At 74.1% G+C, this 12,492-nt stretch carries 12 protein-coding genes and 1 pseudogene; 8 read left to right on the top strand and 5 right to left on the bottom strand.

Annotation, left to right across the window (positions count from 1 at the left end; all coding sequences use genetic code 11):
* Positions 1–43 precede the first annotated feature (43 nt).
* From ACFRAR_RS02300 to ACFRAR_RS02290, 3 genes are read left to right on the top strand one after another with little or no spacing between them, the layout of a single operon-like run.
* Positions 44–190, top strand: a complete 147-nt coding sequence (locus ACFRAR_RS02300) for a hypothetical protein (RefSeq protein WP_380693778.1) — start codon at positions 44–46, stop codon at positions 188–190.
* A gap of 13 nt (positions 191–203) precedes the next feature.
* Positions 204–938, top strand: coding sequence for an MgtC/SapB family protein (locus ACFRAR_RS02295; RefSeq protein WP_380693776.1), 735 nt, complete (start codon positions 204–206; stop codon positions 936–938).
* Between the two features lie 45 nt (positions 939–983).
* Positions 984–1,661, top strand: coding sequence for a YoaK family protein (locus ACFRAR_RS02290; protein ID WP_380693774.1), 678 nt, complete (start codon positions 984–986; stop codon positions 1,659–1,661).
* 38 nt (positions 1,662–1,699) lie between these two features.
* Here the strand turns inward: ACFRAR_RS02290 and ACFRAR_RS02285 are convergent, their stop codons facing one another.
* A complete protein-coding gene (locus ACFRAR_RS02285; protein ID WP_380693772.1) occupies positions 1,700–2,356 on the bottom strand; it encodes a hypothetical protein in 657 nt (218 codons plus the stop codon).
* Between the two features lie 404 nt (positions 2,357–2,760).
* Here ACFRAR_RS02285 and ACFRAR_RS02280 point away from each other — a divergent pair, with 404 nt between their 5' ends.
* The 3 genes from ACFRAR_RS02280 to ACFRAR_RS02270 are packed head-to-tail and all read left to right on the top strand — an operon-like array spanning position 2,761 to position 6,199.
* The gene (locus ACFRAR_RS02280) at positions 2,761–3,285 is read left to right on the top strand and encodes a PadR family transcriptional regulator (RefSeq protein ID WP_380693770.1); all 525 of its coding nucleotides are present in this window, start codon (positions 2,761–2,763) and stop codon (positions 3,283–3,285) included.
* Positions 3,282–3,968 (top strand): ABC transporter ATP-binding protein, encoded by a 687-nt coding sequence (locus ACFRAR_RS02275; protein WP_380693768.1) that lies wholly within the window; start codon positions 3,282–3,284, stop codon positions 3,966–3,968. Before ACFRAR_RS02280 ends, ACFRAR_RS02275 begins: the two co-directional genes overlap by 4 nt.
* Entirely contained in the window at positions 3,965–6,199 is a 2,235-nt protein-coding gene (locus ACFRAR_RS02270) for an FtsX-like permease family protein (protein WP_380693766.1), read from the top strand. The genes ACFRAR_RS02275 and ACFRAR_RS02270 overlap by 4 nt, the downstream gene beginning before the upstream one ends.
* Positions 6,200–6,292: 93 nt before the next feature.
* On the opposite strand, the gene ACFRAR_RS02265 is transcribed toward ACFRAR_RS02270, so the two are convergent.
* Together ACFRAR_RS02265 and ACFRAR_RS02260 are read right to left on the bottom strand one after the other, a co-directional pair.
* Positions 6,293–6,778, bottom strand: a complete 486-nt coding sequence (locus ACFRAR_RS02265) for an NUDIX hydrolase (RefSeq protein ID WP_380693764.1) — start codon at positions 6,776–6,778, stop codon at positions 6,293–6,295.
* Between the two features lie 49 nt (positions 6,779–6,827).
* Positions 6,828–8,330 carry an SDR family NAD(P)-dependent oxidoreductase gene (locus tag ACFRAR_RS02260; protein ID WP_380693891.1) on the bottom strand — a complete coding sequence of 501 codons (1,503 nt, stop codon included), beginning with the start codon at positions 8,328–8,330 and terminating at the stop codon, positions 6,828–6,830.
* Between the two features lie 319 nt (positions 8,331–8,649).
* On the opposite strand from ACFRAR_RS02260, the gene ACFRAR_RS02255 reads away from it, so the two are divergent.
* Complete coding sequence (locus ACFRAR_RS02255) at positions 8,650–10,089, top strand: GuaB1 family IMP dehydrogenase-related protein (protein ID WP_380693762.1); 1,440 nt, start codon at positions 8,650–8,652, stop codon at positions 10,087–10,089.
* 97 nt (positions 10,090–10,186) lie between these two features.
* Here ACFRAR_RS02255 and ACFRAR_RS02250 read toward each other — a convergent pair.
* Positions 10,187–10,912, bottom strand: a pseudogene (locus ACFRAR_RS02250) (DUF5995 family protein); the annotation flags it as partial.
* Between the two features lie 207 nt (positions 10,913–11,119).
* Here ACFRAR_RS02250 and ACFRAR_RS02245 point away from each other — a divergent pair.
* Entirely contained in the window at positions 11,120–11,950 is an 831-nt protein-coding gene (locus ACFRAR_RS02245) for a poly-gamma-glutamate hydrolase family protein (protein ID WP_380693759.1), read from the top strand.
* Between the two features lie 72 nt (positions 11,951–12,022).
* Here ACFRAR_RS02245 and ACFRAR_RS02240 read toward each other — a convergent pair whose 3' ends face one another.
* Positions 12,023–12,412: a DUF3224 domain-containing protein gene (locus tag ACFRAR_RS02240; RefSeq protein ID WP_380693757.1), complete on the bottom strand. Its 390-nt coding sequence runs from the start codon at positions 12,410–12,412 to the stop codon at positions 12,023–12,025.
* Positions 12,413–12,492 lie beyond the last annotated feature (80 nt).

Raw genomic sequence — 12,492 nt, 5'->3', positions numbered from 1 at the left:
TCGGCCGCACCGGTTCGCTCCCGGACAGATCGGTTCACAAACGGTGGCTAGGATCCGGCCGGAGCCCGGCGCGGTACGCGAACCGGGCACCGTCCTGCGCGCCTACCCGGTGGCCGCGACGGCGCTGGTCATCATCGAGCTCGTCCGGACCGTCGGCCGCGCGTCACCGCCCGTTCCCCTCCTCCCGTGAAGGAGGTGCCGTCGTGCACACCCTGAGCACCGTCGACTTCCTGGTCCGGCTCGCCACCGGCGTCGCCTGCGGCGCGCTGATCGGCATCGAGCGCCAGTGGCGGGCCCGGATGGCCGGCCTGCGCACCAACGCCCTGGTCGCCGCCGGCGCCACCCTGTTCGTCCTGTACAGCGAGGCCGTCGTCGACACCGGCAGCCCCACCCGGGTCGCCTCGTACGTCGTCTCTGGCATCGGCTTCCTCGGCGGCGGCGTCATCCTGCGCGACGGCGCCGGCGTGCGCGGCCTCAACACCGCCGCCACGCTGTGGTGTTCGGCCGCCGTCGGAGTGCTGGCCGCCTCCGGCAAGCTGGAGTTCGCCGTCCTCGGCACGATCGCCGTACTCGTCGTCCACCTGGTGCTGCGCCCGGCCGGGCGACTGCTCGACCGGGCCCCGCAGTCCGGCAGCGACCCGGACTCCACCATTCGCGCCACCGTGCACCTGGTGTGCGACCGCAAGGCCGAGACCCACATCCGGGCCCTGCTGCTCCAGGCGCTCGCCGCCTCCGGACTGGCCCCGACCGGCCTGCGCGCCCGCCGCACCGACGAGGGCGACGCCACCAGCCTGCGGGCCACCGTCGCGATCACCGGACAGGTCGCCCCCGCGCTCGAACAGGTCGTCACCCGGCTGTCGTTGGAGCCGGGCGTGCGGGACCTGCACTGGCACCTGGAGGACGAACCGGAGGACCCGGGCACTCCGGCCCTCGCCTGAGGGAGTAGAGCGGAAGACCCGTCACCGAACCGTCCTGGAGGAGCGATGCCGACCCCCGATCCGAAGCACGGGCCGCTGGTGCCGATGCTGCTGGTGCTGACCGTCGTCACCGGAGTGGTGGACGCGGTCAGCTACCTCGAACTCGGCCACGTCTTCGTCGCCAACATGACCGGCAACGTGGTGTTCCTCGGCTTCGCGCTCGCCGGGGCGGCCAACCTCTCCGCCACCGCCTCGCTGGCCGCCCTCGCCGCCTTCCTGCTCGGCGCCCTGGTCGGCGGCCACCTCGCCCGCCGGCTGCCGGGCCACCGCGGGCGTCTGCTGGCCGCCGCCGTCGCCGCCCAGTCGGTGCTGGTCGCCGCCGCCACCGCCCTGGCGGCGGCGTTCGGCCACACCTCCGACCCGGCCCGCTACACCCTGATCGGGCTGCTGGGCTTCGCCATGGGCGGCCAGAACGCGGTGGTCCGCGCGCTGAAGGTCCCCGACCTCACCACCACCGTGCTCACCATGACGATCACCGCCCTCGCCGCCGACCGCACCGGCTCCCGCCGCCTGGCCTCCGCCGTCTGGATGTTCGCCGGTGCCCTCGTCGGCGCTCTCCTGGTCCTCCACGCGAGCGTCCCGGTGGCCCTCGCCCTGGCCCTCGCCCTGCTCGTCGCCGTCGCCGTCCTCACCCGCCAGGCGGCCAGGACCACCCCGGCCCCGGCCTGGACCCGGCCGCTCTGACCGGGCGTCGGCCGCTCTGACCGGGCGTCGGCCCCGGGTCAGTCCTCCTGACGGTGGCCGGCGCGCCCGCTCCAGAGGGGTTCGAGCCGGGCCCAGTCCTCGGTCCAGGCGGTTTCGGTGCGGCGGTCGAGCGTGTGGAGGCGCAGCCGCAGGCCCAGGGCGAGGAGGGCCAGCAGGGTGAGGAGGGCGCCGGCGCCGGTACAGGCGGCGGAGACGGCGAGCGCCGTTAGGTCGGCCGGGGGAGCGGAGACCTCGCCGGCCCGGTCGACCCAGAGCGGGATGTGGCTGCCGGTGACGGCGGACCGGGGGGCCTGGACGGTGCCGAGGTGCGCGGTGCCGTCGGGGGCGGTCCAGGTGGCGTCGACGTCGACCCGGCTGCTGTAGCCGCCGGAGAAGCGGCTGCCGGTGACGGCCAGGCGCTCCGGAGCGTCGCGGACCACGGCGTCGACCTGGGTCAGCCGTCCGCGGTCGGCGTCGGCCCGGGGCGCGGTGGAGCGGTAGAGCAGCAGGGCGCCGCCCGCGGACAGCGCGACGGCGAGCACCGCGCCGAGCACGGCGGACAGCCAGGCCCGGGCCCGGGAGCGGTCGACGGGACGGGCGAGCGGTTCGTGCCGGGCGCCGAAGGTCCGCCGCAGCTGACGGCCGGTGCGGCGCGGGAGCGACGCGGGCCTGGCCGGACGGGGGGTGCTGGACACGGTGAGGACTCCTCAGGGGCGGGGGGACACACTGCGGTTCCGCCCCCAATGTCCACCCGGCGGCCCCCCGCGCACAAGAGTCGTGCGCGGTCGTAGCACCGCCAGGGCCGCTCGGACCCGGAGCCGGGACGTTCGGCCCTCGGCAGCCGTGCTCCGCTCCGGCAGGCTGGGAACCGGCGGCGCCCCCGTGCCTGGGCGCGGCCGTGGTCCGGTTCGACCGTGGGGGTGCCGGGCCGAGGTGCGGGGCAGGGGGTGGTCGTGGGGGCCACCCCCTGCCTGCCTCGCACCCGCTCTCCCGATCCCGCTTCTTCCGTGACAGCGCCGGAAACTGACGACATCCCGGTTCGGGACCGTATTCTTCCCAGATATACACTCGGAGTATACGTCGGGTGTATGTTTCCCCCATGAGTGTTCCTCTGACCATCCTGGGGCTGCTGGAGCGGGAGCCGAGTCACGGCTACGACCTCAAGCGCGACTACGACGCCCTCTTCGGCCGCGGCAAGCCCCTCCCGTACGGCCAGGTCTACGCGACCCTCGGCCGACTGGCCCGCGACGGCAAGGTGGTGGCCGGCGAGGCGGAGCCCGGTGACGGGCCCGAGCGCAAGCGCTACGTCATCACCGAGACCGGCGCGACCGAGTTCGAGACCTGGCTCCAGGAGCCGGTCGCGCCCGAGCCCAACCTCCAGTCGGTGCTGTTCACCAAGGTGGTGCTGGCCCTGATGCTGGGCCGCGACGCCGAGCAGTACCTGGACACCCAGCGCGCCGCCCACCTGCGCCGGATGCGCGAACTCACCGCACTGCGCCGCACCGGCGCCCTGGTGGACGGCCTGCTGGCCGACCACGGCCTGTTCCACCTGGAGGCCGACCTGCGCTGGATCGACCTGACCGCCGCCCGGCTGGACGCGCTCGCCGCGGAGGTGAACGCGTGACCGCGATCATCGAGGCCCGCGACGTCGCCCTCGCCTTCGGCGAGACCCCCGCCCTGCGCGGAGCGAGCCTGTCCGTCCAGGCCGGCGAGGTGCTCGCCGTCATGGGCCCCAGCGGCTCGGGCAAGTCGACGTTACTGCACTGCCTGGCCGGCATCCTGGTGCCCGACGCCGGGGAGGTGCTGTTCGAGGGGCAGCGCCTGGACACCCTGCCGGAGGCCAGGCGCAGCGCCCTGCGCCGCGACAAGTTCGGCTTCGTCTTCCAGTTCGGCCAGCTGGTGCCGGAGCTGACGGCGGAGGAGAACATCGCCCTGCCGCTGCTGCTGAACGGCGTGCGCCGCGCCGCCGCACTGGCCGAGGCCCGGCCCTGGTTCGCCCGGCTCGGCCTGGACGGCCTGGAGAAGCGCCGCTCCGGCGAGCTGTCGGGCGGTCAGGCGCAGCGGGTCGCGCTGGCCCGCGGCCTGGTGGCCCGTCCGAAGGTGCTGTTCGCCGACGAGCCGACCGGCGCGCTGGACTCGCTGACCGGTGAACAGGTGATGGAGCTGATGGTCACCTCGGCCAAGGAACAGGGGACCACCGTCGTACTGGTCACCCACGAGCCCCGGGTCGCCGCCTACGCCGACCGCGAGGCGGTCGTCCGCGACGGCAGGGCCCGCGCCCTCTCCGCCGGAGCCGTGGCCTCGTGATCTCCTTCTCGCTCCGGCTGGCCGTCAGCGGCGGCCGGGAGGCGGTGGCCCGGCTGCTGATGATCGCGGCCGCCGTCGCGGTCGGGGTCGGGCTGCTGCTGTCCACCTTCGCCACCCTGAACGCCCTGGACCGGTCCAACGGGCGGCAGCTCTGGATGAACACCGGCGTCCGGGACGCGACCGCCACGGCCCCGGTGGACCCGCTCTGGTGGGGCGCCCGGATGGACTACTACCGGGGGAAGACCGTCTTCCGGGCCGACCTCGCCCCGACCGGGCCCACCTCCCCCCTGCCGCCCGGCCTGAGCCAGCTGCCCGCGCCCGGCGAGTACTACGCCTCGCCCGCGCTCGCGAAGCTGCTGGGCGAGGCGCCGGCCGCCGAACTCGGCGACCGCTTCCCCGGACGGTACGTCGGCACCCTCGCCGACGCCGGGCTGCCCTCCCCGGACACCCTGGCGGTGGTCGTCGGCCGCACCACGGACGAGGTCAGGGCGCTGCCGAGGGCCGTCGCCGTCACCAGCGTCGCCACCGCGCTGCCCGCGGACTGCGCGTACGACTGCTACGGCGCGGGCGTGCACGGGGACCGGATGGTGCTGGTGCTCACCGTGGTGGCCGCCGCGCTGATCTTCCCGGTGCTGGTCTTCATCGGCACCGCGACCCGGCTGTCCGCCGCCACCCGGGAACAGCGCTACGCCGCGATGCGCCTGGTGGGCGCGACACCCGGCCAGGTGTCGGTGATCTCGGCGGTGGAGTCCACCCTGGCCGCGGCGGTCGGCACCGCCGTCGGCTTCGGCCTGTACGTCGCACTGAAGCCGGTCGTGGCCGACGTGCCGTTCACCGGCGACCGCTTCTTCGCCGCCGACCTGGGCCTGCACCTGCCGCAGGTGGCCGGGGTGGTGCTGGGCGTGCCGGTGGCGGCCGCGCTCGCCGCCCGGTTCGCGCTGCGCCGGGTCACCGTCTCGCCGCTCGGGGTCGCCCGCCGGGTCACCCCGAAGCCGCCGAGCGCCTGGCGGCTGGCGCCGCTGGTGGCCGGGCTCGCCGAACTCGGCTACGTCATCGGCCGGCGCCCGGGGTCCGTCGACGCGCAGGCCCTGGTGTACCTGACCGGCTTCGTGCTGGTGATGCTCGGCCTGGTGGTCGGCGGTCCGTGGCTCACCATGGCGAGCGCCCGGGCGGTGGCCCGGCGGACCAGCCGGCCGGCCTCGCTGATCGCGATGCGCCGGCTGGCGGACGACCCGAGGGCGGGTTTCCGCTCGGTCGCGGGCCTGGTGCTGGCGCTGTTCGTGACCACCGGCACCCTGGCCATCATGGGCGCCATCAACGAGAACAGGGGCATGCTGAACGGCGCCCCCGAGGTGCGCAAGGCGGTCGTGGACACCTCGTTCGGAAACCGGCCGCACGAGGAGGTGCTGCCGTCGGTGCCCGACGGCGTGCTGGCGCGGGCCCGGGCCGTCCCCGGGTTCCGGGGGATCTCCCTGGTGCGCGACAACCCGGCCCGGATCGGCATGGCGGAACTCGGCAAACCGGGGCTGGTGCCCGGTCTGGTGACCTGCGCGGAACTCGCCGAGACCCCCGTGATCGGCCACTGCGCCCCCGGCGCCGAGGTCGCGGCGGTCGACCCGATCAACCTGGTCTCCCTGGTGGACGCCTCCGACCAGGAGTGGCCGGCCGCGCCGGTGTCCGCGGCCGAGGTGGCCGGGCTCCCGGTGCGGATGGTCTACGCGACCACCGACGGCGCCACGACGGCCAAGGAGCAGCTGCGGACCCTCTTCACGAAGGAGTTCCCGCACTACGAGGCCCGGTTGGCCGAGGACTGGTCCTCCGCCGCGCAGAAGAAGCTCCAGGGCTGGCGGCAGCTGGCGGACATCGTGCTGCTGACCACCCTGCCGATCGCCGGGTGCAGCCTCGCGGTGAGCGTGGTCGCCGGGCTCTCCGACCGCCGCCGGCCGTTCGCGATGCTGCGGCTGACCGGGGCGCCGCTGCGGTTGCTCCAGTGGGTGGTCGGGCTGGAGAGCGCGCTGCCGCTGCTGGTGGTGTCGGCGCTCGCGATCGGGACGGGCTTCGCCGCGGCGGCGATGTTCCTCAAGGCGCAGCTGGGGTACGACCTGGCCTCGCCGGACCTGACGTACTACGGGCTGGTCGGCTTCGGGCTGGCCGCCTCGCTCGGGATCATCGCTTCCACCCTGCCGCTGCTGCGGCGGATCACCGGGCCGGAGGCGGCCCGCAACGGCTGAGCGGCCTGATCCGGGCGTCCGTCCCGTCGTCAGCCAGGTCGTCCGCCCCGTCTCCGTCCCGTATCCGCCCCATATCCGCCCCGTCGTCCGTCCTCAGCGGGCGACGGGGTAGGTGTGCGTCCCGGCCGCCCGCGTCACGTCCAGCTCCGGCAGCCAGCTGCCGAGCACCAGCGCGGACGGGTGGAACATTGGCTCCGGCAGCGCGTCCACCGGGAAGCGCTCCCAGCCGGCGCAGGCGTGCGGCTCGGTGACCAGCGCCTCCGCCAGGCTCGGCGGGGCCAGCACGGCGGCGGTCAGCCGGGGCCGGCCGAGCTCGTGGTCGAGGTGGACGGCGAGCACCCGCATCCGCTCGGCGGGCAGCACGATCCCGGTCTCCTCGGCGAGTTCGCGGGCAGCCGTCTGCTCGAAGGACTCGCCGAGGTCGACCTTGCCGCCGGGCAGGCTCCAGGTGGGCGGCTCGCCGGCCGTGATGCGGCGGCCGACCAGCACCCGGCCGTCCCCGGTGGGCACGATGACCCCCGCGCCGAGCAGCGGTGCGGCCGGTGCCGCCGCGGGTGCTGGGGTGGGTGCTGGGGTCAACTCGCCATCTCCTTCGACCGGGTTGGATGTCGCCGTCCCCTGGGACTGGTTACCAGTTGGCGCGCTCGTAGTCCTTGAGGAAGCAGCCGTACAGGTCCTCGCCCGCCTCGCCGCGCACGATCGGGTCGTACACCCGGGCCGCGCCGTCGACCAGGTCGAGCGGGGCGTGGAAGCCCTCGTCGGCGAGGCGCATCTTGTCCGGGTGCGGCCGCTCGTCGGTGATCCAGCCGGTGTCGACGGCGGTCATCAGGATGCCGTCCGCCTCGAACATCTCCTGCGCGCTGGTGCGGGTGAGCATGTTGAGCGCGGCCTTGGCCATGTTGGTGTGCGGGTGGCCGGCGCCCTTGTAGCCGCGGGAGAAGACGCCCTCCATCGCGGAGACGTTGACGACGTACTTGCGGCGGGACGCGGAGGCGGCCATCGCCGGGCGCAGTCGGCTGATCAGGATGAACGGCGCGGTGGAGTTGCAGAGCTGGACCTCCAGCAGCTCCATCGGACCGACCTCGGAGACGGTCTGCACCCAGCTGTTGGTGTCGGCGAGGTCGGGCACCAGGCCGCCGGCGTCGATCGCGGTGCCGGCCGCGATCCGGGCCGGGGTGGCGGAGCCGGTGACCAGGGCGAGCGAGGTGACGTCCTCGGCGGCGATCCGCTGGGTGTCGCCGCCGGCCTGGTGGGGGAGGGCGGGCAGGTCGACGCTGCCGCTGCCGAAGCGGCCGATCGTGGTGGACTGCGGCAGCTCGCCGGCCGGCAGCGGCGCGGACTCGGCGGCGACCAGCTCGCGGTAGGACTCCGGCGGGCGGCGCACGGTCTGCGCGGCGTTGTTGATCAGGATGTCGAGCGGGCCGTCGGCGGCGACCTCGTCGGCCAGCGCCATCACCTGGGCCGGGTCGCGCAGGTCGATGCCGACGACCTTGAGGCGGTGGATCCACTCGGCGCTGTCCGGCATCGCCGTGAAGCGGCGGATCGCGTCGTTGGGGAAGCGGGTGGTGATGGTGGTGTGGGCGCCGTCGCGCAGCAGCATCAGCGCGATGTACATCCCGATCTTGGCCCGGCCGCCGGTGAGCAGCGCGCGCTTGCCGGTGAGGTCGGCGCGGGCGTCCCGGCGGGTGCGGTTCTTGACGGCGCAGTTCTGGCAGAGGTTGTGGTAGAACGCGTCGACCTCGACGTACCGCTGCTTGCAGGTGTAGCAGGACCGGGGGCGCTCCAGGATGCCGGCGATCTCGGTGGTGGTGACGGTGGTCAGGCCGAAGGCGCCGGCCGTCTCGTCGTCGATCCGGGAGGGTGCGCCGGTGGCGGTGCGGGCGGTGACCTCGCGGTCGTTGGCGGTCTTGCGGGCCCGGGTCTCCTGGCGGCGGCGCTGCTTGAGGGTCCGGAATATGCCGCCGACGGCCTTGCGGACCGTGATCGCGTCCGGGTGGTCCACGTGCAGCTCGTCCAGCTCGGCGAGCACCTCCAGGCAGAGCCGCAGCCGCTCTGGGGCGAGGCCGGGACCGTAGTCGATCTCCTCCTCGGTGCCCTCGTCCTGGCCGTGCTGGATGTCCGTCTGCCCGATGCCCACGCTTGCTGTCGCTTTCCCGTCCGCCACGCCCGTTACCGCGTGAAGCCGTGCCCGTTACCGCGTGAATGCTACGGGAGTGGTCCGGACCGGGGCGAAAACCCGACGTCGGAGGGGGTCTTTGGAGGATCCTCCAGGTCTACGCGCGGAGCATTGATCACGGTTTGTGGACAGCTCCGGCAATGCTCCTCGAACTGGCTTTTGCCCCGGCCCTCCCGGAGAATCGAACGCTGGGTGCCGGGCGCCCGAGTGCGCTCCGACGGCCTCGCCGCAACCGCACCCGAGGTGTACCTCCTCCCAGCCAGAGAGCCCTTTCATGCGTTTCCTGAACGACCTCAAGCCCTCGTACGACCTGACGTACGACGACGTCTTCATGGTCCCCAGCCGTTCCGCCGTGGGCTCGCGGCAGGGCGTCGACCTCTCCTCGCAGGACGGCACCGGCACCACCATCCCGCTGGTCGTGGCCAACATGACCGCCATCGCCGGGCGCCGGATGGCCGAGACCGTCGCCCGCCGCGGCGGCCTGGTCGCCATCCCGCAGGACATCCCCACCGAGGTCATCGCCGAGGTCGTCTCCTGGGTCAAGCGGCGCCACCTGGTGCTCGACACCCCGATCACCCTCGCCCCGGGCGCCACCGTGGCCGAGGCGATCTCGCTGCTGCCCAAGCGCGCCCACGGCGCCCTCGTGGTGGTCGAGGACGGCAAGCCGGTCGGCGTGGTCACCGAGTCCGACTGCCAGGGCGTGGACCGCTTCACCAGCCTCGCCGACATCATGTCCCGCGAACTGCTGCTGCTGGACGAGGGCATCGAGCCGCGGGCCGCCTTCGACAAGCTCACCGAGGCGCACCGCAAGCTCGCCCCGGTGGTGGACGGCGAAGGCCGGCTGGTCGGCCTGCTCACCCGCAAGGGCGCGCTGCGCGCCACCCTGTACACCCCGGCCGTGGACGCGGCCGGCAAGCTGCGGACCGCCGCCACCGTCGGCATCAACGGCGACGTCGCGGGCAAGGCCGGAGCGCTGATCGAGGCCGGTGCCGACGTGCTCGTGGTCGACACCGCGCACGGCCACCAGGAGTCCATGATCAGCGCGCTGCGCGCGGTGCGCGGCCTGGACCCGAAGATCCCGGTCGTGGCCGGCAACGTGGTCTCCGCCGCCGGTGTCCGCGACCTGGTCGAGGCGGGCGCCGACATCCTCAAGGTCGGGGTCGGGCCGGGCGCCATGTGCACCACCCGGATGATGACCGGCGTCGGGCGCCCGCAGTTCTCCGCCGTGCTGGAGTGCGCCGCCGAGGCGCGCCGGCTCGGCAAGCACGTCTGGGCCGACGGCGGTGTGCGGCACCCGCGCGACGTCGCGATGGCGCTGGCCGCCGGTGCCTCCAACGTGATGATCGGCTCCTGGTTCGCCGGGACCTACGAGTCCCCGGGCGACCTCCAGACCGCTGCCGACGGCCGCCAGTACAAGGAGAGCTTCGGCATGGCCTCGGCCCGCGCGGTGAGCAACCGCACCTCCCAGGACTCCTCGTACGACCGGGCCCGCAAGGCGCTGTTCGAGGAGGGCATCTCACACTCCCGGATGTTCCTCGACCCGGCGCGCCCGGGCGTCGAGGACCTGATCGACTCGATCATCGCCGGGGTGCGCAGCTCCTGCACCTACGCGGGCGCCAACACCCTGGAGGAGTTCCACGAGAAGGCGATCGTGGGCGTCCAGAGCGCGGCCGGCTACGCCGAGGGCAAGCCGCTGCACTCCAGCTGGGCCTGATCCCTGCGGGCCGCGGCGGCGGTCCCGCTCGTCGCGCCGGCCGTCCGGTTCCTCGCCTCGGGGAGCCGGACGGCCCGAGCGGGATCAGCAGGGCGCGGCCGAGCAGCGCGACCGAGCCGTCCAGCGCGGTGGCGAAGGTCCGCGCGGCGCGCGGCAGGTGTCGCAGCTCCCACAGCGCCTCGACGGCGTCCCAGGCGCCTTCCCGGGCGGCCTCGACCGACCAGGCGCCGAGCAGGTGGGCGAGCGGCTCGGCGAGCTCCGGCAGGTCGGCCCCGGGCAGCAGCTGCTCCCGGGCGGCCGTCTCCACCCGGGCGAGCACCCCGTTGATCCGGTGGTAGTCCGCCCGCAGGTCGGCCGGTTCGCAGCGCCGGCGGCGGCAGGTGTCCACGACGGCGAGCGGCAGGTCGTGCTGGATGTGGGCGTTCATCCCGGCCAGCGCGAACTGGAGCGGGTGCACGCCCGGGTGGGCGCGCAGCGCGAACAGCGGGCGCCAGCAGGCGGGCGGCCGCTGCCCCGCGGCGTCGGCGGCCACGGCCCGCAGGTACCGCCCGGCGAACACCACGTCCAGCTCGGCCACCGCGGGCGGGTCGGCGAAGCACCCGCCACCCAGCCGGTCGCGGACCGCCTCCGTCACGGTGAGGTAGAGCCGGTTGAAGACCGCCACCCCGTCCGTCGGGGGCAGCCCCGCCCCGATCTCCCGTAGCCGGTGCACCACTTGACCGACCGTCGCCGCCCTCGCGCGTGCCGCCTTCGCGCGTGCCGCCTTCGCGAGTGCCGCCCCCGTGTGTGCCGCCCCCGTGCGATCCACCGCCGTGCCGGGCATGTGCCGCCCTCCGATGCCGATCGTGCACTGATCGCATCATCGTGGCAGCACGGGCAGCCGCCTGGCGGGCGCAGCGCGCGTCCGCCGAGCCGGTGTCACACGATCAGGCTGATCCCGTTGCGGAACATCATCCAGGCGCTGGTGGCCTCGTTCACGATATTTCGATCCCTTTGTCCGATTCCTCACTTCCTGTCATGATCTCTGGTCATGATCAACCGTCGTAGCCTGATCACCGCGCTCGCCGCGGCCCCGGCCCTCGGCACCCTCGGTGCCGTGCTGGGGAGCGCCCCCGCGAGCGCCGCCGACCTGTACCCCTCCAACACCGCCCTCTACGCCGACCCGACCCTGGTCGAGGGCGTGGACTACGGCCGCCGCTACCGCCGGCACCTGATCGACGACCAGGGCCCGCGCGGACGCTCGTCGTTCGTCCGGACCACCGTCATCGCCCCACACGGTGGCGGGATCGAGGGCGGCACCTCCGAACTGTGCCTGGCCGTCGCCGGCTACCACCCGGCCGGCCTCGCCCCGACCCCGTCCGCCGGGCCTACGCACGACTTCTGGATGTTCGAGGGCCTGCGTTCCGCCGGCAACGGCGAACTGCACGTCACCTCGACCCGCTGCGACGACGACGTGGCCCGGGCGATGTGCGGCGGCAGCCTCAACGTGCTGTCGCTGCACGGCTGCACCACCGCCAAGGCCGGCCTGGAACCCGGCGCCAGGGCTGTGCTGGTCGGCGGCCTGAACCCCGCCTTCCGCCGGTACCTGACGGAGGAACTGGCGGCTGCGGACATCCGGGCCGTGACGGCCTCGGGGGAGGAGGAGATCGCGGGGGTCTCCTCGGAGAACATCTGCAACCGCGGCCTGCTCGGCACGGGCGCCCAGCTGGAGTTGACCGCCGAGCTGCGGGCCGCGATGTTCGCCCCGGGGAAGAACACCCGCCCCGAGCGGGCGGCCAACACCCTGCCGCTGTTCTGGAGCTTCACGACCGCGGCCCGGACGGCGATCCGGCGGCTGGAGGCCGACCAGCCCGTCCTCTGACGCCCGGGCGCGCCGGGCCGGGCAGAGCGGGGCGGGACCCGGCCACGGACGCCCGGGCGCGCCGTGGCCTGCTCAACCCAGCTGGTACTCCAGGACGTAGGTGTGGGTGCCGGACTCGTCGATCGTCAGCCGGAACTCCCCGGTGATGCCGGCCAGCTCGCCCGCCCCGGTGCCCGGCACCACGCGTATCGTCACCCCGGTCGTGTCCCAGGCCGTGTGCTGGAGCACGAACGTGCCCTTGCGGCCGTCCAGTTCACCCGTCACGTGCTCCACCGCGACGTACGAGGCCGGGCCGCCGGAGGCGTCGCCGACCGACAGCATCCGCACCTCGCCGCGCCCGCTCAGCCCGCCGGTGAAGGTCTTGGTGATCCGGATCCGCCCGAAGGACGCGCCCTCGTGCTGCTCCGTCTCCACCGGTTCGAACGCCGTCAGCTCGAACGACCCGCTCGCCCTGTTCACCATGGCACCGTCCCCTCGTCGATCCTCGGTCGGCGGTCGACGGGCTCCCCGCCGACCTGGACCGACCCTTGCACACACCACTG

It is taken from the genome of Kitasatospora sp. NPDC056651 (genome assembly GCF_042792155.1).
Classification (GTDB): domain Bacteria; phylum Actinomycetota; class Actinomycetes; order Streptomycetales; family Streptomycetaceae; genus Kitasatospora.
This window is presented reverse-complemented; position numbering and strand designations above follow the sequence as displayed.